This window comes from Candidatus Synechococcus calcipolaris G9, from assembly GCF_029582805.1.
GTDB classification, from domain to species: domain Bacteria; phylum Cyanobacteriota; class Cyanobacteriia; order Thermosynechococcales; family Thermosynechococcaceae; genus Synechococcus_F; species Synechococcus_F calcipolaris.
Genome location: NZ_JAKKUT010000002.1, coordinates 1,265,940 through 1,285,132, shown reverse-complemented (window position 1 = coordinate 1,285,132; position 19,193 = coordinate 1,265,940). Strand labels below are relative to the sequence as shown.

Here is a 19,193-nt window from a genome sequence, read left to right as displayed (position 1 = left end):
TTATAGACGGGTGAAACGAGTAAGCTTGGTGAAATCCCCAGTGAACGATGCCAAGTGAGATAAAATAGGCGGTGGACGCAATTTAATAATTAAAACTGCCATGGATATTATTTCACTCGGTTGGGTTGGTATTTTGGGTGTCTTTACCCTCTCCATTGCCTTTGTTGTCTGGGGTCGTCACGGTATGTAGTTGCTGGAGTCCTGTGGATAGTATTACTCATTTTTCCTTTATTGATCTCTTAGTGTTGGCTGCCGTAGCCCTGCTCTTGGTGGTTACGGGGGGAATTGCCTACCTAACCTTTGCTGAATGGCGCGATCGCCGGCGTTTGGATCAAGATAAACGGGATCGGCAGGGACAACAACGCCGCTAATGAGCCGCTCATGAAATATCGCCCATGACTTCTCCTCTTCATCTTCTCCAAACCCGTTTAGAGCAGGGGATTCATATCGCCTTTGGGAATGAAGTATCGGTTCCTGGGCCCTTAATTGTCCCCGCCAGTCAGGCCAAGTTTGGCGATTACCAGTCCAACATCTGCCTGCCCTTGGCCAAAACCCTAGCCCAGGATGGCAGTAAACCTCCCTCACCGCGAGAGTTGGCCCATCGCCTTGTGGAGAATCTTCAGGTTGAGGATATTTGTGAGCCAGTGGAAATTGCCGGCCCCGGATTCCTGAACTTTCGGCTGCGAACCCCATACCTGGAAACGATTTTACGGCAGCGTTTAGGGGGCGATCGCCTCGGCATTGAACCCACCCACCCACCCCGTCGAGTTGTCGTGGACTTTTCCAGTCCCAATATTGCCAAGGAAATGCATGTGGGGCATTTGCGCTCCACGATCATTGGCGATTGCATTGCTCGCATTCTCGAGTTTCAGGGCCATGGCGTACTGCGGCTGAACCATGTGGGGGATTGGGGAACCCAGTTTGGCCTACTCATTGCCTACCTGAAGGAGGTCTATCCCGATGCCCTGGAAACCGCTGATGCCTTAGATTTAGGGGATCTCGTCACCTTTTATAAACAGGCCAAGCAACGTTTTGATCAAGACCCAGAATTTCAAACCGCGGCCCGTCAAGAAGTCGTCCACCTTCAGCAGGGGGATGCCACCAGTACCAAAGCCTGGCAACTCCTCTGCGATCAATCTCGGCGCGAATTTGAAAAAATCTATCAGACCCTTGATATTTGCCTAGAAGAACGGGGCGAATCCTTCTATAATCCATTTTTGCCCGCCGTTGTCGCCGACCTAGAAACCCTGGGCCTGCTTGTGGTTGATCAAGGGGCCAAGGTTGTTTTTCTGGAAGGGTTCACCAATAAGGACGGTCAGCCCCAACCCCTGATCATTCAAAAATCCGATGGCGGTTACAACTACGCCACGACGGATCTGGCCGCCCTCCGCTACCGCATTAACCAAGACGGTGCCGATTGGCTGATCTATGTCACGGATGTGGGCCAGTCCAGTCACTTTGCCCAGGTCTTTCAGGTGGCCCGCCGCGCTGGCTGGTTGCCCGATTCTATTCAGGTTGAACATATCCCCTTTGGCCTAGTGCTAGGGGAAGGGGGTAAACGCCTAAAAACCCGGTCAGGGGAAACGATTCGCCTCAAGGATTTGCTAGGGGAAGCGGTACATCGGGCCAAAACCGATCTAGAGGAGCGGCTCAAAAGCGAAGATCGCCAAGAATCCCCCGATTTTATCAACCAGGTGGCCCAAGTGATTGGCATCGGTGCCGTCAAATATGCAGATCTCAGTCAAAACCGCAATAGTAACTATGTCTTTAGCTACGATAAAATGCTCTCCCTCCAAGGGAACACCGCCCCCTATCTGATCTATGCCTATGTGCGCGTACAAGGAATTACCCGCAAAGGTGAGATTGATGTCAATGACCTAGACCTAGGGAAACTCCAGCTAAGGGATGAGACCGAGCTATTGCTAGGCAAACATTTAGTGCAACTGGAAGAAACCCTAAATCTAGTGGCGACAGAGCTACTACCCAATCGGCTTTGTCAATACCTTTTTGAGTTAAGCCAAAAATTTAATCAATTCTACGATCGCTGCCCCATTCTTGCCGCCGACGAACCGGTGCGAACCTCCCGCCTAAGTTTGGCTCATCTCACTGCTAAGACCCTAAAGCTGGGTCTCTCTCTCTTGGGGATTGCCACCGTCGATCGCATGTAATGTCTTTAATGTCTTTCCATGTCATCCCTGGGATCAGTCAATCAGGCTAAACCTATACCGTTAGCGGCGTTTCCACCACACCACCACTGCCAGACCAAAACCGATTAAAGGTAAAATCAGCAAACTGATCACGGAAATCCAGCGACTGGTGGCCACATTCATCTGGAGACGACGATTGGGAGACTCCCGCGCGCGCACCGTCAAAACTTGATCATCCCGATCGCCCAGCCAGAGAACGGAATTAATAAATAAATCACTATTCACCCCCTGGTAGGCCAGTACGCGATCGCTGGCGAATTCCGAATCCCCAAAGACCACTAAGCGAGATTCCTTATCCAGGGTTTCACCATTTTCAGGAACCGCCAAGGGCCGGGAAATTGCCACTCCCAAGGTCAAGGGCCCCGGCGTATCAACCCCCTCATCAAAGGTGAGATCACCGGATTGCCATTCCGCTTCCGCCCAGGTTTGTTCCCCAGTGATCACCAAATCCACCACCTCGTCTTGATCCACTGGCTCCACGACAACGGCTTGCACCCGTGGGAATAAACTTGGCCCCTGGGCAAATTTGCCAGTAATGGGATGATTGCCATACTGGGTGACAATGACCGTATCCGGCCCTAGGCCCACCTGTTGACCAATCCCTGAACCATCAATCACCCAACGACTATCCAGGGTCAACCCCCAGTTGGATAATAGGCTGGTCAAACCCGGATTGCCATCCACATCCAACATCAACAGAACACTTCCGCCCCGTTTCAGGTAGTCTTCGAGAATATTTTCCTCCAGTTCCAAAAAGGGTTGCCGGGGCCCCGCCACAATCACCACATTGGCATCCTCAGGAATATTACCCGTTTCCAATAGATTTAAGGGTTCGACTTCAACGGCCCGCTGCTCCAAAGCCTGGGCCACCTCCGAAAGACTAGACCCCTCACCCGTTAAGGGAATTTCACCATGGCCCGTTGTAAAGTAGGCGCGGGTACGGCGATCGCTGGTGACTCGGAGTATCCCTGGGGTTAGGTTGGTTTCCGAAAGATCTCCTTCCAGGGGGCGGGAGGTATTACCTGCCTCTAAGATCACATCTCCGGCCCGTTGGATATTATACTTTTGGGCTAATCCGGGGCGGGCCTGGGGATCCACAAATTCAAAATTAACCTGCCCCTCACTCTGACGACGGTATTGTTCTAAGAGGAGGCGATCGCTGGGATTGGGATTGGCCGAAAAGACGAGGATATTTACCGGCTCCTCTAAGCTGGTAATCACCTCCTGGGTTTCCGCCGCCAGGGTAAAGTTTTGGTTTTCCGTGAGGTCAAACTCCACCATGTAGCGATCGCCGAGAAAATTCACCACCCCCAGTAACACTAATACCGCCACCAACGAGAGTAGGGCATTGGTTCCCACCTGGGTGGATCGCCGCCCCCAGAATCCCCCAGACACCCGCGCTTCCATCACCAGCCAGGCCAATAGACACAGACCGGCCAAGGCCAGAAGGGTCATCGGCAACCAATTCCAGGTGTCCGTCACCACCCCCGCCGCAATACCCGCCACCAAGAGCAGGGGGGCGAGGCCCAGCAACCACTGGGAAGACGGTGAAAAGGGCAATTTTTTGGGGAGAGAAACGCGCTTCATAGACCTATTTAGGTGAGTTTAGGTGAGGTAGAGCAAGTATGAGTAAAAGGGTAATGGTGAGCCTAGTTGCGTTGGAATCGGAAGGCATCAATGGACTGGGCCGTGAGATAAATACCCAAAAAGATATAGCTACCAAAGAGAATAAGACTATTGGTTCGCACCACCCCACGAGTCATGGAGGAAAAATGCTCCACAGGGGATAGGTAGGTCAGTATCTCGCTGACGACACCGCCGGTGGTTTTGGCGAGGGCATCCAAAATCCAGAGAATCAGAAGGAGAGCAAAGGTCATAATCGCCGCCACAATGGCACTATCCGTCAGGGAAGACAGAAACATCCCCAGAGATAGGATCATGGCCGCAAAGAGAATGAGGCCACCATGACCCGCCAAAATCAACCACGGCGATAGGGGAGGGCTGGTACTCCTTAGGGTAATAAACTCATAGACCATCAGGGGCAAAATAAGAGTTGCAAAAAACGTTACCACCGCTAACAGTTTGCCCGTTGCCACCGACCAGTTGGTAATGGGGGAGGTGGCCAAAAGCTCCAGAGTGCCTCGCTTGCGTTCTTCCGTGTACAGACCCATGGACAACATGGGCAAAATCACCTGGGAAATGGACCCCAATAGCCCCAGATAGCTTTCTAGGATCAGTTGGGGCACGTCAATTGCTTGGGAGGGCGTACCAAATTGTTGCTGTGTCAGATCAGCTTGGGCTACATACTGCACAACGGTGGTGACAATGTAGGCAAAGAATAGCCCGGCGAGGAGCCAAAACACCCCGGCAATAACGTAGAAAAAGGGCGAAAGGAAGTACCCCTGGAGTTCCCGCCGATAGATCGCCAAAATATTGGCTGCAATCATGCGGATAGGATAAAACCATCCTCGCGTGGGTTTGGGTTGAAGTTGTTGCACGTTACTCATGGGTATCCTCATTCAGAGGGGGTTCCAGGGCAAGGGGTTGATCATCTGGGTCATCCTCAAGATGTTCATCCACCGCATCTCCTTCCATGGCTGGATGGAGGGGGCTGGCACTATCATCCGTGGTCAGCTTTAAGAACACATCTTCGAGGTTGGCTTGACTGCGGCGCATTTCGTAGAGGCCTAAGTTGGCATGGACTAGGGCTGTGGCAATATCTGCCCCTAGGTCATTTTGACAGGTGATTAGCAACTGGTAGCGTTCGTGTCTTGCTAATTCTTCGTTGTGGTACCACTCAATGGTTTGGATGGCACTGATTCCCCCTAGGGTGTTTTGAATCTGTTCAGGGTCGCCGGCAACTTCCAGATTGTACGCATAGCCCCCGCTTAACTGATGCATCAAGTCATCAATTTTGCCAACGCCCACCACCTCGCCTCGGTTAATAATCACTGCCCGATCGCAGGTCATACTCACTTCTGGCAAGATATGGGTGGATAAAATGATGGTGCGCTGGCCTGCCAAGGCCTGGATCAGCTTGCGAACTTCAATAATTTGCCGGGGGTCTAGGCCAACGGTGGGTTCGTCCAAAATAATTGCCGGTGGATCATGGACGATCGCCTGGGCAATGCCAACCCGCTGCCGATACCCCTTCGAGAGTTTGCGAATAATGGTTTTCCGCCGATCCTCTAAACCACAACTTTTGAGGGCCCGGTTTACCTGCTGGGGGCGATCGCCGGAACTGATCCCCTTAATACGCCCGACAAAGTGCAGGTAGCTCTCCACCGTCATTTCCGTATAGAGGGGGGGATTTTCCGGTAAATAGCCAATGCGTTGGCGCACGGCCATGGGATTTTCGTGGACATCGTAGCCAGCGATCGCCGCTGTGCCACTGGTGGCCGGCAAATAGCCCGATAGGATCCGCATAGTGGTGGTCTTACCCGCACCATTTGGGCCCAACAGCCCAAGAATTTCACCGGTTTCGGCCCGGAAACTGACATCCCGCAGAGCTAGGGTACTGCCATAGGTTTTCGTGAGGTGTTCGACATCAATCATGGTAATTTCAGCTATCCTTACTCCAGTCTTAACTCCAATGACGGGTGTAACTGGAGAATTATCCTACCAGTATGTACCTTTATCGTAAGTTTCTCAGTGCTATTCTAGAATGGCAGTTGTTGCAATGGTTAATTTTGCCATGACCTCAAAACGAATGAACCTGGATACCCTAACCATTTTGCCGGGTACAACCGTTAAGGTGATCAACCCCGCCGATACCTATTATGGGTTTGAGGGCCAGGTGCAGCGGATTAGCGATGGTCGCGCCGCCGTCCTATTTGAGGGTGGGAATTGGGATAAGTTGGTCACGTTTCGTCTATCAGAACTGGCCTCCAACGAGGCAACCGCCACAAACAAATAGTGAAATAGCCCCTAGCGTTTACAGGGCTGGAGTTCTGCGACTCCTAGGGATTGGATTTTTAAGGTTGTAATTGTTCAATCCCCCACTGGTACAGGTCTTGCAGAAGGGAGTGATCTCTATAAACAAATAGATAAAATAAAATCCTCTTGGGGCAAAACGAAGTTATTCCGTCTTCAGAACCCTAAATTTCCCTGATCGTGATCTAAACCCCTGCTACGGCCCGATCAAGCAACCCACAAACTTCCTTATTCAAGCGATCGAACGGATTCCCCTCCCCCAAACTCACCACAAATTGTATCGCCCGCCGCAAATTCTTTAGCAACTTCTCCTGATCCTCGATCGCCGACACCCCCGCCAACTGATGCACCGCCTCATTCCGACGATCGCAATACTCATTAATTTCCTTAATTGCCAACACAACTTCCCGCAAATCCGGAAAATAGTCCAGAATTGCAATCAACGTAAACCGTCCGATCGCATCCTCCGACGACACCCGTAATGCCATCCCACTCGGTAACCGATACCCTTGCAAAAATTGATACAACTGCCCCTGATCAAACTGCCGAATTATCGTCCATGCTTGATCGCGATCGCCAGGTTTTGTCAATATCTGTAAACCGATATGATTACGATCTGTCACCAGAAAGCGAATTAGATTTTCGTGCAAGCCTGATAAAACCACCAGAAACTCTGCATAGCGTTTTAGTTTCAGCAAGATTTGCGCTTGAAAATAGGCATCCCGCAAAATTGCCGTCATCTCCTTGCGCCGCAGCGTCGCAATCTCCTTTAACCACACTGAATCAACTTCATCCTTAACCAGATATAGGGCATTAAACGCGCGATCGAAATCCCTTACCTGACGATAATAACCATAATTTAACAATGCCTCTAGTACAGGTGAAGCTAACGAACTATTTTGCAAACTGATTAGTGCTCCCTGATAGTTATAGTTCCGCACCTGGCACTGAATCAGCTGATTATCTACCTCATTTTTCAGCGCGTTGACATCCACCGCAAACACCCGCGCCTGACCTGGTTGCATTTTTTTTGGATTACGGATCTGCCACACATGACTACGCGGTGCAAATCCCATCGCCTGCAAAATACTCCAACAGGACTTCATCGTGGGCGTTCCTGACGAACCATTCAACTCCAGTCGATCCTGTGGACTTTGCTCCTTTTTAGCCTTCTCCAACGCTTGACGAGCCTCATGCACCGCTAGCAATTGATTAATCGGGTCAGCTGAAAAGGCCGCACTCACAGGGAAAAGCGCGATCGCTTCTGCCGTCAACGTCGCCACCTCCGACAGTAGCCACTCCTGCGTATCCTGGGCATTCGTCGCCGTCTCAGTAGTATGCAACAAGACCACTCGTTTAATCACCACCCTCTGCTGTAAGAAATGTTTAACCAAGCTCACGATCGATCCTTCCTGATTCGTATTCTCAGAATAGGGATCTTGACTGCCCACAAACGAAAGAATAATACTTGCCATGATAATTAGTTTGTTTTCGTACTGATTACAGGTCGCTTGCCTATGATGGATCATTGATTGAATGTTAATTCTGAGCTATTTTGATCACTTCTCATCCATTAGCTAGTCCACACCAAACTCAGTATACTGGTGTAGATAGGGAGCATGATAGGCCAATACAATATCTTTTTTATCAATCCCCTGCTCAACTAACAAATTGACAACCCCAACTTCTGTGCGATCGCTTTCAATCCAGATGCTGAAAACTCGATTAATCGAGGTGCCCTATTGGAATATAAACACAACAGTTTCAGGCTAAAGAGAAGTATCAAATAATTGATCGGCTGTCAGTTTTAGATCAGGAACCACCAAGGATAGAATTGGGTTCTGGCCCATGACTGAGACCGACTCGTAAACACCCTCTACCCATTGGCAGGCCGTAATCTGCCGTTCCTCTGGATCAACAATCCAATATTCGCTAATGCAACGAGCTGCATATTCGGTATATTTGTGGCGATAGTCGCGGGTGCGGTTGACTATACCGGGAGAGACTACTTCAATCGCGAGGGCAGGAGGGGGCATGTCTCTGGTAATGATGGCTCGGCTAGCTCCTTTTAATGCTGTGAAAGAGGCTTCAGTATGCACCATCAGGTCGGGTAAGCGACAGCGGGCTAAGCGACCACTAACTTCAAGTTCGGTATCTTTGTGGGCAATCAGATAGTAGGGCAGATGTTTGAGGAGTTCGATATACAGCCGTTGGGCAATTTGGTTATTTTCGGGACTTTCGGTGGGCATTTCTACCAGTTCCCCATCCTCTAGTTCATAGCGGGTGTCGCTACCATCGTCGTAGGCGAGGTATTCATCAAAGGTTAAGGGTCTGAGGCGATGGTCTGCTGCTTGGAGCATGGTGGGAGATGATGGGCAATGTTAGAACTATTGTAGTTGATTGAATAGTTTTGGGGTTGAGGACAAGATGGCGAAAGACCTAGGTAGGTTCTATCGGTTTCGAGAATGGCCATGGTGGTAGGGGGGTTAGTAAATGCATGGGTTTGGGATGGGCGATCGCTATCCAGATTTTGTCACCTTTGAGATCAATATGAATCAGGGAACCATAAATCCGTATCCAGCTTACTACGCTGCGGTTGATGCCAAAATTGCCTCTAGGTTGAGGGAATCGAGTTTGTGAGAGGCATGATCGATGGTGATACCTACCACATTTCCATCTGCATCAAAATCCAGGATGATGTCTGGAGAAACTTCTTCCGACTCAACGCTGGGCTTGTTTTGTAGGGTTAGATAGAGGGTGTCTGTATCAGAAAAGTACTGAACTTTCATGGTTGCTCACCTCGCTGCTGTTTTTTGAAAAAGTTACGATCGAAAAAGGCATTGTGAATAGTTTCACCATCCTCTAAGGTCACGACTCGGAGTACTCGCCCATCGGCTTCAGGAATATTCGCCCAATGGCACATCCGTCTATCGATCTGGGTGACGGTTTTTATGGGATTTGCCAGCACTTGTTCGATCCAGGCGATTTCAATCTCTGGACGTTTGGGACGAACAACAGATTCAAAATAAGCCGTGGTTTTCATGGTGAACCTTGGTTCGTCTGACTTTCAGCTAGAGTTGGGCGATCGCGTTTACGTCAGTGGGAAAATCTGATTGTACTCGTTAGCTTTCTGTTTCAGTACATTAAGATACTCTTTTCGAGGATTCTGATTTGCCCCAAAGACAGTCGCAACTTGATAATCTCCCAAATTAGCAATCCAAACAGGTGAGGGCTTGACTATTTTTCCCTTAGTTGTTCCACAGAGATTGGGATCATAGTCAACCTGCCCGAGCTTGTTCCTAACCTTGAAATCGTTTCCGTGCAAAATCGACAGAGCATAGGGTTTGTCAAAATCTTCATTTCCGGCACAGACCACAATACGGCAGTTAGTATCTACTGACTCTTTCCAGCAATCCTGGCGAACTTGCCCAGTATTTAGCAGTTGTCGGGGATTCAGGGGGCGATCGGCAATTTGCCCTAGTGCTTTATAAAACACCTGTAGCCGCTGCCGGAATAATTGCTGGAACCTCTGTACCCCATCGGGCAATGACCAAAACCCATGCTCTATTTCTGGAATCAGAGTTGCCCCCCGCCACCAAGGAGCCCGTTCTCGGTTTCTACGAGAATAGCAAGGCCGCCTTGCTCCTTGACCTACTCCACCCAGATGAAACATCATCCAAGTCAAATGCTTAAATAATTGTTCTATACTCTGCCTTTTGTTTAACGGTGCTTCCGAGGAACAGGCCAATATTAATTGACCAAATTGCTCTCCACAGGAATCATTCTTTCCTTGACGAGTGGGTCGGGCTTCCCGTTTCACTAACTTACCATCAGCAATTCTCACTGTTACCCAACCCTGCATCGGCTTTGGGGTAATAGAGCCAAATAATTGGCCCTCTAGTTGCTGTACTTCGCGACCAGGCAATACGCCTAGAGCAAAAGATCGAAACCAGTAGCGCAACATAGATTTAAAGGCAACTGGACGTACTTCTGCGTCTGGATTACCCCGCATTTGCCATTCATGGCGGCGATCGTTCCAATTCCATTGAGTAAACTTTTGCCGTCCGTGAATGAGTTGGCCTTCTAGCGTAAACTCCAGGCTAAAAAATTCGTCGTCTTGAGCTTTTTGCCCTGCCCTGACTAAGCTGCCATAACCTGTATTTACCTGGGAGCCAATCCCAGCTTGAAGCCCTTTACTAAGCCACTGCTTTACTTTGCTAAGGTTCTCATCATCTCCGTTTCTGGTCGAGCGTAAACCAATCAAAAATGTGGCTTCATTGAGGGAGTAGAACGGATTTGGATTTGGCGAATAGAGCAAATCTTGACCTGCTGCATCCCATGACCAAATATTGTTAGCCATGTCCACCGTTAATCCACCGCCATTACCAGACTGTTGTGGCAAAGGATAGGCATCTAAAAAAATAACCTTCCCAGATCGCTCATCACTTTTCTTACTATCCAGATACCCAAAGTACTGGCGTGAAATAGTTTCCTCTGCCCGCTTCCAAGACAAGCCTTCCTGCTTTATCAGTTCTCGAATAGCCTGGGCTCGAGCAACACCGCGAAGAGTACTGGCGGGAATGTAGGGCATGCCCAAGGCATCGAAAGCAGGCAGCAAAATACTCTCTGGCCCCCGGTGGCCACCGACCCGAATGCGCCATAGACATCTGGCCTGAAAAGTATTGCCTTCTCCCGCAATAAGCTTAGTGCGGTTGGTGAGGGTAGTGAGGCGATCTCGATAGTTGGCTCTCTCCTCTGCCATTTGTAGAATTTGCACCTTAGTGGGGTCTTTATATTCGCTATCGGGCGATCTCATCCACCGCAGATACTCCACAAAACTGGCTTCAGGAATTGGATTGGGGTTGGGGTCCAAGGGATGTTCTAGCCAAGGGGAGGGTTTATCGCCATTACTGTCACTATTGCTGCCTCCACCCCGATTGCGATTCCCTCCCGAGCCAGGATAACCAGTGGGATTAGGTTGAGAGCTAGAAGTTCCCGGTCGTTTTGGACGCTCAAATACCATTTATACTTCTCCCGTAATATCGTGATAAACCGCAGTGGCCCAAAAGCTGAATTCTTGGGCGATCGCTAGCCCTAGACCCATTAACCCTAAATATTCATCTGTGCTAAGGTCTTTGAGGGTTTTTAGCCCCTCATCACCAACTAGCTTGGATTGTTCAGAAATTGCCTGTAGACATTGAAAAAATGACTTGACAACTTGCTTTTTGCCTTCTTGACTCAGTGCCTTTTCTTCTGCCTTGAGCCGCAATAAACCCCAAGTAGAAAGGTAGGTATACAGTTCAACAGCCTGATTTTTCTGCTCTTTAAGTCGAGCATCATTTTGGTTGGGCTGGCTTTTCAGTGCCTGTAACGCTTCATATACAGGCTTACCCATTGTGCGTGGATCAAATCCCATTGCCCTTCTCCCATCTAAAAATCATTGACGATACACATCTCGACTATGTCCAATGTGAACTATCTCAACGGCTTGCTGGATGCCATTAATTTTATAAAGAAACCGATAAATCATGGCGATGAGTCCTTCTGAGCTTCGATTTCTGCGATCGCCTCTTCTAGCGGTATTGCCTCATCCTCAGCAGCCTCCGCTTGGTCAAAAGCATAGAGTGATTCCAACTCCTCCAACTTGTCGAGCAACTGTTGGTAGGCCGTAATATCTAACAACACACCAATACGATTACCCTGATCATCAACGAGATAGCGTTCCTGTAATTTGTCCATCATGCCACCGCTCCTAAGCAGACGGGTTAGTTAGATGCTAGCCAAGTTTGAACAAAGCCCCGTCCCAAGCTTTCTTGTCCACCAATTTGCAAAATCTCATGCTCAGAGAGCAGGTTCTCAAAGTCAACCTTTGCTGAACTGGCATTACCATTGGCCTGGGATGTTATCCCCCAAGGGAAATACATCAATGTGTCCGGTGGAACCGCCTCCTCATAACGGAAACCACCATCCACGGTTTTGTGCTCATCCAGCTTGATCTTGACCTGTCGCCAAAGGCTCATCTGAATGAGGGTGGCACAGTGTTGATCCGGTAGAACTAATACTCGCTGAATCCCCTTCGTTTCAGATGATTCAGGAATACAGGATTTCCAGTTACTCCATTCTCTTAATTCTGTCTCTTTGATAATGGCATCCTTCAGATAGATCGGCTTACCTTTTTTCAAATTGGTACTGTAGTCAGGAACCGTAATAGACTCACCTTGCAGACGTTTCCAGCGTTGCAATAGCATCGGAGAACTGATCCAGACAACCCCATGACTAAGGGAAGGGACAGGCAACCAAAGGATGGAGCCATCGCCAATCCAGAGGGCCCCTTGAGTTAGATTTTCTTCGCTCCCCCCTGTAACATCACCAATCGTGTTTCCCCATAGCTGATTGCGGATGCCGCTATCTGTCATACTTCTCAGGCGACCGCGAATGGAACTAGAGGGTACATAGGGCAAATCTGTATGGGATTCACGGGCAATGCCAAGTAGGTTGCCTTCTTGAGTTGTACCGCCTGTGTGGAGGGGAGTCAGGAGATAGAAATACACTAAGTTAATGTTGGTCATTGAATTAATACTGCCCTAAATAATTGATACTGTTCTACGAGTTTTTCTAAATCACCCTTACCTACCCCAAAGCAGTTGACCATAATGTAGGGCCTCCAATGTTTTCTTCGTAACAGCATTAACCCCAGAGAGGAGCCGATTCACGTCGGGCTGATAGGCTTTTTCAAAGCAATAGATCGTACCCGGACTGACAAAAGCCCGTTGGGGTAAATAGGCCGGTTCACGCTCACCGCCTTTACGATTGATCACTGAAATTCCCCCCATCAACAGGGGGCGATCGCCCACGACCCCAATAAGACCTATTGAATCCGAGAGCCAGTCCTGGGGATAGAGGCCATAGATGGGGGCATTACTCTCCGCTTGGGCTAAACCTGGGGTTAAAACATAGGCAACGGTTCCCCCCGTTGGAGCCAGGTCCCGTTGCAAAGATTGTCGTAAAGATTCTAGGGGCTGATCCGTCAGGGGTGAAATCTGCACATGATGACCTTCTCCACCTAAGCGAGTTGTGGAGCTTGTGATCTGGCAACTAATCCCTGCTAAAAAAGCCCAGCCTGGTTTTAGCCGTGTTGCCACCTCCGTAAAATAGCCCCCCTCTGGGAGAACTTGGCGACTGCCCTGGGCAAGGGAATTATGGGGCAAGATTTGGGTATCCCAAGGCAATATATGAAAATCCGTTTGCGCCCTGAGTTTAGACAGATCCCCCTTTAGGTAGGATTCTAGGGCCGAGAGTTTCATTAAGGGCCCCGGCCGACCCATGATTACCTCTTTCTCTTTGGGGTTGAGTTGGGGGGGCACAATTGGGCGCAAGGAACCGGGGAGGGGATGGTGGATCCATTGCCAGCGATCGCCCTGGGCTGGCACCATCCGATCAAGGCGTTTCACCCGGCTTAATTGATCATGATCTAAGACATCGTTCACACCCGTCTTTTTATCACTGGCCTTCCCCGGATCTGGGCCAATACAGATCAGGTCTTTGGGGGTTGTTACCCAGACGGTATCGGTCTCATCCATTAAAAAAGGGCCGATAAAAGTTAAATCTCGGTTCTTTGTTTGGTAAGCAGGCAAGGTCGATCGCAGGGCTTGAAAGACTGTTTGCGGCGGTGGTGGACATAAGCTTTTAGCCCAGGATCCATCCCCTGGATTAAAGGGACGCGCATCCCGAAAAAGCAAAATGTCGAGGGGTTCTAAACGATACCAGTGCAAACCATCGAGATGGGTCATTAGGCAGCCTGCGCTGGTTCTGAGTGGATGGCAGCTAGTTCCCCGTGATCTAACCAAAAGGCACTGAGGCGAAACAGATGCATCAAATCCTCAAGGCGAGTTCCCAGAGAGTTCTCATGATGGATTGCCCAGTATTCCCAGCGATCGCACCAGCGGCGTAAATTATCATCAAAAGTAGGGGGCAATGGCACTTGGCGACGTAAGAGAATGGCCTGGACAGCCTGGGAAATCAGATGATCCTTGGATAAATAACAATGGCGGGGGAGTTCGCTGGCAAGGCGATGGAAAACCGGGCTAACCTCGGAGGAGCAAAGAGCAAGAATGTCCCACCAATCCGCCAGCATCTCTCCTTTGAGTAAGGCTTCTAGGGTATTCCCTGAACCATAAATTACTCGAAAACACAGGCCGTCCTTATCAGGGAGTTTTTTGGCGCGATCCTTTTCGGCTTGCCAAAGGTTTTCTAGGACAGTGGGTAAGGGCACGCTTTTATGGGCTAGAACAATTCCCATACTCAGGGTTGCCCCATCCCCCATCGTAAAATGAGGGCGATCGCCAAGAACTTTTTTTGCCTGTTTACTTGATGGTTTCCAATAATCACCCGTGGGCGTAAAGTCACCCCCCGGATCCCCTTGACCGGCCCAGGCCGCCCGCAGAGAATGGATAAAGGGCAAAACATCCTCTAGGGGGAAAACGGCCATCACATCATCCCCGCCGCTGTAGATCACTCGACCACAGAAGCGATGCTCCACCAAGTAGGGCACAATCCGGTTAGAAAAGTCTAGGAGGGCGCGGTTAAGCCCCCCGTGGGTGGCGGGCCCCATCCGTTTCGGCGCGTTCATCAATGCTTGCCAGCGTTGCCACTGGTCTTGGGTTGGGCCAGTTTGGGCGGCATTTTTATCAATCTGTTCTAGAATTTTTTGGGGTACATAGTCCCCATAGGGTTTGAGTTTTTTACCGCGAACATAGTCGCCCATACTATCGCCATCGGCTAAAACAATCCCCCACCAGTCTGCCGGAGAGCGATCGCCCCAGCCAATAGATTGATGGGCCCGATCCACACAACCCCGCAATTGACTGAGGGCTTCTCCCTCTAGGGCCAGGTCATCCCCTAACCATTTTGCAGAAAACATGACACCGTTGTAATTTTGATTGCCATGGCTTTTTAGAGCCTCATCCACCTGGCGAATGTGATTGGGGCGATGGGTTAGCGATCGCATTAAAGATTTATATCCTTGGAGGTCGGACTGATTAGCGATCGCCTGATTCAATTTTTGCCAATAGCTTTGCACCAAATCAGGGTAGTTTTTCATAAACCGGGCAGCGGCGATCGCACTCAAATTAGGAAATCGAATCAAACCTTCATAATCATCTTCCTTAAAAGACATGATTCCCAGGGATTCCGCCACACCCCCATGCTTCCAGGCCATCCGTTTCGTCAGTTCTAGGGCATTGAGCCGCTCTGAGCCATTAAACAAGCCCGGAAATGCTACGGCCATCACCTGCCAAAACAAACGCAAGGAACTGGTCGGCAGCCCACCCCCCTCACAAAAGCGATCGCGGTAGAGCCAGTTGGGATGCACCACACTATACTGCCCAGATATGGACGATCGCTCCCCTGGGGCCACCGGAATCTGCCAATTACGAGTATTTTTAATCGCAGATAACCCCTCCCCCAACCGTTGTTGTAGAAGTGGCCACCAGGTTCCCACATTGATCCTGGCGTAAATGCGCTCTTCCGTCGCCGTCGGAATGGGGATGGCGTGATTCGTCCCTTGGGCGAGGGTATCCTGGGCAGCTTTCCAGTCGCCATAATCTGATGTTGACCGTTTTTTAGCTAGAGATTGATCCGGTACTCCTAGGGGCAGGGCAATCCAATAGGTTTCCCAGGAGTGATCCAGTTGGGTCTGCCAGAGCCGATTCCATTCCCAACGTCCCCCCTGTGTCCAGCTTAAAAATTCATCTTTGAGGGCATCCCACATACCGTCAGGAAAGGCTTGATCAATCCAGTCTTGAATCTCATTGACTCTTTTGGGATCGCCATAGATCCCCTGGACGGTTTCCTTAATGCTATCCCGTACCTTGTCCCCGATCTCCCGCCATTCTGTCTGTAAAAACTGCTCCAGTTCTGGGCCCAGGGTGGTGCGATCGCCCGCCGGAATTAAGGCTGAAATCACATTGGGAAAACCCGCCGTACTTAAACTGGTAGATTCCTCGTTGTCAAACTGTTTCAGGGGATTTGGCAAGTTCAAATGATCAAAATATTCACCAAAGCCAGAATCGGGATCAGAATATTTTTGAATTAAAAAAGCATCAATGATTGCCTGCCCATGAAGATTGGGAGAAATAACCGCATCAGGGCCATACTTTTCCGCAAGATACCAACACAGTCGCGCACTGAGATAATGGAGCAGATAGGAACCTGCCCAAAAGTCTAGAAATTTGCGGGAGGCTTTAATAAACTCCTGTACTGGCGAGAAGGAAAACATCAGCAGCCAGGGATGGCCCACAGCAGCATTATTCTCCACATCAGTGGGAAACATTGCCCCCGTCAAGGCAGCGGTAATTGCATTGTGGAACATCACCGGACAATCTGGTAATCGCGTCTCCGCCGGCAATAGCAGGACATCGCGTTTATCTATTCCCTGATCACTGGCAATGGCATCTCCATAAAATCGCCACACCCACCAAAAGGCTTTTTTGGCCCCCTCTTCCCCTTTCAGGTCTTTGATCTTAATCCAAAGGGTACGGTTATCAATCTCGATGAGGCGATCATCTGTGTAGGTATCACCAAAATCAAGCGTTTGCTTTGCTCCGGTAATCGGGTGACAGACTTCAATGGTGGTCATTGCCTGCTCAACTGTGGCATCGACCTGCATATCCCGACGAAAACTGAGGCGATCGGACGCGGAGGAAATATGATCCGCAAGGACACCTCCCCCTTCATGATTGCTCCACCATGTCTCTAGCTCTGAGGCAACCTCAGATAGGCACGTCAACTGTCGCCATGAACCTTTTTCAGACTTATCCCTAAATAGAGCCTTGAGCAAGGGATCATGGAAAAGGGCAAAGAGCTTGCGGCGATAGTACATAACGGGCGTGAGGGTATTCACTTAGGTTTTCGACAGCTTAAACGCCAGACAGGAGTTAGTTCATGTTCTTTACAATATTTTTATATTGTCATCAATTTTATAAAGAATTATTAAATGGTTTTTTTCTTAATAATCAAACTTTGGCATGGCTTTTGTGAAGGTAGACCCGTTCCCCAAATCAGAATATGGGGTTCGGTATGGCGAGTGAGGGGATAAATTCGCAGATGGTCTTCTTAATGATGGGGGCGCGAAAGGGTTCAAGAATATCTGAGACTAGGGCAGGATGGCCATGGTGATTTTGGTGTAGACAACCCTGATGGGCATCAAAGCCACAGGTATCGAGGAGGCCAAACAAATGATTCCAGAGTATTTGATAGCCAAAACTCAGTAGGGCATTTATTTCGTTACCTGGGGGTCGGCGACTGCGGCCGCCAAAGGTCAGGTCTGGGTGCTGGAAACAGGCCCCAAGGGCTTCAAAGTAGCGATGGGCCGCGGCACCTTCAATGCCAGTCAGTTCTGAAAGGTCTTGAGCGTTTAAGCTCCGTTGGGTGGCAAGGTGCAAGTGATCAATGGCGTTTTGAATCGTGGGCTGGGGACGGCGGCGGTATTGGCGCATCAGGATGACGCGGCTATTGTGCAGTTTGGCATGAATCAGTTGGCGGGCAACGGTTAATTTTTGTGTGTCGGTGAGGCGATTTTGATAGGTTTGCAGGGAGTTTTTTCGTTTGCTGATGGGTAAAAGGCGGCCATAGCAGTAGCCAGATTGGGAAAGGTAAGAGATCGTTACCCCTCGTTTTAGGCAGGCACGAATGACTTGGGTGGTGAGTTGGACAGAACCAAAGACTAAAATGAGATCAATCAATTGGAGTTGGCACTCTTGGCAGATATCGCCTTTGTATTTGACGATGATTTTTTCTTGCTTGAGGCTTACGGAGCAGCCTTGGCGATTAAGATAGAGGGTTGTTGTCATAGGAAAATACTGCTGTGCAGCTTGAGCGCGTTTGAACTATATCATTAGTATATATACATATTTTATTGCTGACAACTCTTAATCTTTGGTTATATTTGGTTGGTTTTCGATTCGGATCCCTGCCGCTGTGGCTGGAAACCCGCATTATTGGGTAAAGGGGGCCGAATCCTTTGCTGGTCTGGGTTCCAGGTTTTTATTTTTATGATAAAAAAACTTTGCCCAGGGGTGTCCGCTGACCCCCTCGAAATGGGTGGCTCAAACCCAGGCCAGAGTTATGCTAATATACATAGCTATGGCTTCTATCCCAAGAAGTCGAACTAATGGAAACTTGTGTTTACTGAAGTCGTCCTTTTGGACGACTTGATTTCAATGGCTTCTATCCCAAGAAGTCGAACTAATGGAAACCTCGGCGGCTCCGCAGGGGGCAGGGCAATGGAACGCTCGAATGGCTTCTATCCCAAGAAGTCGAACTAATGGAAACTCGCCCCTTCCACGGCCCAATCCGCCACAATAGCGGAAAATGGCTTCTATCCCAAGAAGTCGAACTAATGGAAACTTAGGCGGTTCCGTCCGAATACTTTGCCTTTTGTGGAAATGGCTTCTATCCCAAGAAGTCGAACTAATGGAAACCACGGGCGATCTACCTTGAAAAAAAAACAAAATGCTTGAAATGGCTTCTATCCCAAGAAGTCGAACTAATGGAAACAATTTTGCGGGAAATTGGTTCATTTTTTTATCCTCATGGCTTCTATCCCAAGAAGTTGAACTAATGGAAACAGGTTACTGCGGAGACTTTTGCCGTAAAGGTTTTAGATGGCTTCTATCCCAAGAAGTTGAACTAATGGAAACTTTTTACTTCAAAAATATCGATAGCCCATTCAGCCTATGGCTTCTATCCCAAGAAGTTGAACTAATGGAAACAGTTGCTTCCCGATGGGCGTGGAGGCGCTGGAGATATATGGCTTCTATCCCAAGAAGTCGAACTAATGGAAACTGGAACACCTCTATAGAGCCGTATTGTAATCCGTAGGATGGCTTCTATCCCAAGAAGTCGAACTAATGGAAACGAATAAAAAAGCAAGTTAGTGTGAGTAGCATATACATGGCTTCTATCCCAAGAAGTCGAACTAATGGAAACACGTTGATCTTAGCTGTCATGCCATGCAGTATCTGATGGCTTCTATCCCAAGAAGTCGAACTAATG

At 49.3% G+C, this 19,193-nt stretch carries 19 protein-coding genes and 1 CRISPR repeat array (1 of these 20 only partly in view); of the genes, 4 read left to right on the top strand and 15 right to left on the bottom strand.

All coding sequences use genetic code 11. The features are described 5' to 3' along the window. Positions 1-100: 100 nt before the first annotated feature. From petN to argS, 3 genes are read left to right on the top strand one after another with little or no spacing between them, the layout of a single operon-like run. A complete protein-coding gene (petN, locus tag L3556_RS09105; protein ID WP_277866959.1) occupies positions 101-190 on the top strand; it encodes a cytochrome b6-f complex subunit PetN in 90 nt (29 codons plus the stop codon). Between the two features lie 13 nt (positions 191-203). Then, a complete protein-coding gene (locus L3556_RS09100) occupies positions 204-371 on the top strand; it encodes a hypothetical protein (RefSeq protein ID WP_277866958.1) in 168 nt (55 codons plus the stop codon). A gap of 24 nt (positions 372-395) precedes the next feature. After that, positions 396-2,168, top strand: a complete 1,773-nt coding sequence (gene argS, locus L3556_RS09095; protein ID WP_277866957.1) for an arginine--tRNA ligase — start codon at positions 396-398, stop codon at positions 2,166-2,168. Between the two features lie 60 nt (positions 2,169-2,228). Here argS and L3556_RS09090 read toward each other — a convergent pair whose 3' ends face one another. From L3556_RS09090 to L3556_RS09080, 3 genes are all read right to left on the bottom strand, one after another. Beyond that, positions 2,229-3,794 carry a GldG family protein gene (locus tag L3556_RS09090; protein WP_277866956.1) on the bottom strand — a complete coding sequence of 522 codons (1,566 nt, stop codon included), beginning with the start codon at positions 3,792-3,794 and terminating at the stop codon, positions 2,229-2,231. 62 nt (positions 3,795-3,856) lie between these two features. Then, positions 3,857-4,714 carry an ABC transporter permease gene (locus L3556_RS09085; RefSeq protein ID WP_277866955.1) on the bottom strand — a complete coding sequence of 286 codons (858 nt, stop codon included), beginning with the start codon at positions 4,712-4,714 and terminating at the stop codon, positions 3,857-3,859. Beyond that, entirely contained in the window at positions 4,707-5,762 is a 1,056-nt protein-coding gene (locus L3556_RS09080; protein WP_277866954.1) for an ABC transporter ATP-binding protein, read from the bottom strand. The genes L3556_RS09085 and L3556_RS09080 overlap by 8 nt, the downstream gene beginning before the upstream one ends. Positions 5,763-5,916: 154 nt before the next feature. Between L3556_RS09080 and L3556_RS09075 the strand changes: the two genes are divergently transcribed. Continuing rightward, positions 5,917-6,123 carry an NAD(P)H dehydrogenase subunit NdhS gene (locus tag L3556_RS09075; RefSeq protein WP_277867633.1) on the top strand — a complete coding sequence of 69 codons (207 nt, stop codon included), beginning with the start codon at positions 5,917-5,919 and terminating at the stop codon, positions 6,121-6,123. A 202-nt stretch (positions 6,124-6,325) separates the two neighbouring features. Here the strand turns inward: L3556_RS09075 and L3556_RS09070 are convergent, their stop codons facing one another. The 12 genes from L3556_RS09070 to cas1 form a co-directional block, all read right to left on the bottom strand. Then, complete coding sequence (locus L3556_RS09070) at positions 6,326-7,540, bottom strand: hypothetical protein (RefSeq protein ID WP_277866953.1); 1,215 nt, start codon at positions 7,538-7,540, stop codon at positions 6,326-6,328. A 177-nt stretch (positions 7,541-7,717) separates the two neighbouring features. Next, a complete protein-coding gene (locus tag L3556_RS16315; protein ID WP_422110777.1) occupies positions 7,718-7,846 on the bottom strand; it encodes an element excision factor XisI family protein in 129 nt (42 codons plus the stop codon). 63 nt (positions 7,847-7,909) lie between these two features. Further along, positions 7,910-8,500, bottom strand: a complete 591-nt coding sequence (locus tag L3556_RS09065; RefSeq protein ID WP_277866952.1) for a Uma2 family endonuclease — start codon at positions 8,498-8,500, stop codon at positions 7,910-7,912. 225 nt (positions 8,501-8,725) lie between these two features. Next, the gene (locus L3556_RS09060) at positions 8,726-8,929 is read right to left on the bottom strand and encodes a DUF2283 domain-containing protein (protein ID WP_277866951.1); all 204 of its coding nucleotides are present in this window, start codon (positions 8,927-8,929) and stop codon (positions 8,726-8,728) included. Continuing rightward, positions 8,926-9,183 (bottom strand): hypothetical protein, encoded by a 258-nt coding sequence (locus tag L3556_RS09055; RefSeq protein ID WP_277866950.1) that lies wholly within the window; start codon positions 9,181-9,183, stop codon positions 8,926-8,928. Before L3556_RS09055 ends, L3556_RS09060 begins: the two co-directional genes overlap by 4 nt. Before the next feature lie 48 nt (positions 9,184-9,231). Next, positions 9,232-11,163, bottom strand: a complete 1,932-nt coding sequence (locus L3556_RS09050; protein ID WP_277866949.1) for an RAMP superfamily CRISPR-associated protein — start codon at positions 11,161-11,163, stop codon at positions 9,232-9,234. Continuing rightward, positions 11,164-11,556, bottom strand: coding sequence for a hypothetical protein (locus L3556_RS09045; protein ID WP_277866948.1), 393 nt, complete (start codon positions 11,554-11,556; stop codon positions 11,164-11,166). Positions 11,557-11,666: 110 nt separating this feature from the next. Next, on the bottom strand, positions 11,667-11,882 hold the full coding sequence (locus L3556_RS09040) for a hypothetical protein (protein ID WP_277866947.1): 216 nt from the start codon (positions 11,880-11,882) through the stop codon (positions 11,667-11,669). 23 nt (positions 11,883-11,905) lie between these two features. Further along, entirely contained in the window at positions 11,906-12,709 is an 804-nt protein-coding gene (gene cmr4, locus L3556_RS09035) for a type III-B CRISPR module RAMP protein Cmr4 (RefSeq protein WP_277866946.1), read from the bottom strand. 57 nt (positions 12,710-12,766) lie between these two features. After that, on the bottom strand, positions 12,767-13,930 hold the full coding sequence (locus L3556_RS09030) for a type III-B CRISPR module-associated Cmr3 family protein (protein ID WP_277866945.1): 1,164 nt from the start codon (positions 13,928-13,930) through the stop codon (positions 12,767-12,769). After that, positions 13,930-17,040, bottom strand: coding sequence for a type III-B CRISPR-associated protein Cas10/Cmr2 (cas10, locus tag L3556_RS09025; RefSeq protein WP_277866944.1), 3,111 nt, complete (start codon positions 17,038-17,040; stop codon positions 13,930-13,932). The genes L3556_RS09030 and cas10 overlap by 1 nt, the downstream gene beginning before the upstream one ends. A 157-nt stretch (positions 17,041-17,197) precedes the next feature. After that, complete coding sequence (gene cas1, locus L3556_RS09020) at positions 17,198-17,989, bottom strand: CRISPR-associated endonuclease Cas1 (protein WP_277866943.1); 792 nt, start codon at positions 17,987-17,989, stop codon at positions 17,198-17,200. Positions 17,990-18,281: 292 nt separating this feature from the next. Next, a CRISPR array of direct repeats spans positions 18,282-19,193; the repeat unit is 36 nt; unit sequence ATGGCTTCTATCCCAAGAAGTCGAACTAATGGAAAC (it continues 292 nt past the right edge of the window).

Excerpts from the sequence above, each read along its gene's own strand:
- petN (WP_277866959.1), top strand. The coding sequence starts at position 101 with ATGGATATTATTTCACTCGGTTGGGTTGGTATTTTGGGTGTCTTTACC.
- argS (WP_277866957.1), top strand. The coding sequence starts at position 396 with ATGACTTCTCCTCTTCATCTTCTCCAAACCCGTTTAGAGCAGGGGATT.
- L3556_RS09090 (WP_277866956.1), bottom strand. The coding sequence starts at position 3,794 with ATGAAGCGCGTTTCTCTCCCCAAAAAATTGCCCTTTTCACCGTCTTCC.
- L3556_RS09085 (WP_277866955.1), bottom strand. The coding sequence starts at position 4,714 with ATGAGTAACGTGCAACAACTTCAACCCAAACCCACGCGAGGATGGTTT.
- L3556_RS09080 (WP_277866954.1), bottom strand. The coding sequence starts at position 5,762 with ATGATTGATGTCGAACACCTCACGAAAACCTATGGCAGTACCCTAGCT.
- L3556_RS09075 (WP_277867633.1), top strand. The coding sequence starts at position 5,917 with ATGAACCTGGATACCCTAACCATTTTGCCGGGTACAACCGTTAAGGTG.
- L3556_RS09065 (WP_277866952.1), bottom strand. The coding sequence starts at position 8,500 with ATGCTCCAAGCAGCAGACCATCGCCTCAGACCCTTAACCTTTGATGAA.
- L3556_RS09060 (WP_277866951.1), bottom strand. The coding sequence starts at position 8,929 with ATGAAAGTTCAGTACTTTTCTGATACAGACACCCTCTATCTAACCCTA.
- L3556_RS09055 (WP_277866950.1), bottom strand. The coding sequence starts at position 9,183 with ATGAAAACCACGGCTTATTTTGAATCTGTTGTTCGTCCCAAACGTCCA.
- L3556_RS09050 (WP_277866949.1), bottom strand. The coding sequence starts at position 11,163 with ATGGTATTTGAGCGTCCAAAACGACCGGGAACTTCTAGCTCTCAACCT.
- L3556_RS09045 (WP_277866948.1), bottom strand. The coding sequence starts at position 11,556 with ATGGGATTTGATCCACGCACAATGGGTAAGCCTGTATATGAAGCGTTA.
- L3556_RS09040 (WP_277866947.1), bottom strand. The coding sequence starts at position 11,882 with ATGATGGACAAATTACAGGAACGCTATCTCGTTGATGATCAGGGTAAT.
- cmr4 (WP_277866946.1), bottom strand. The coding sequence starts at position 12,709 with ATGACCAACATTAACTTAGTGTATTTCTATCTCCTGACTCCCCTCCAC.
- L3556_RS09030 (WP_277866945.1), bottom strand. The coding sequence starts at position 13,930 with ATGACCCATCTCGATGGTTTGCACTGGTATCGTTTAGAACCCCTCGAC.
- cas1 (WP_277866943.1), bottom strand. The coding sequence starts at position 17,989 with ATGACAACAACCCTCTATCTTAATCGCCAAGGCTGCTCCGTAAGCCTC.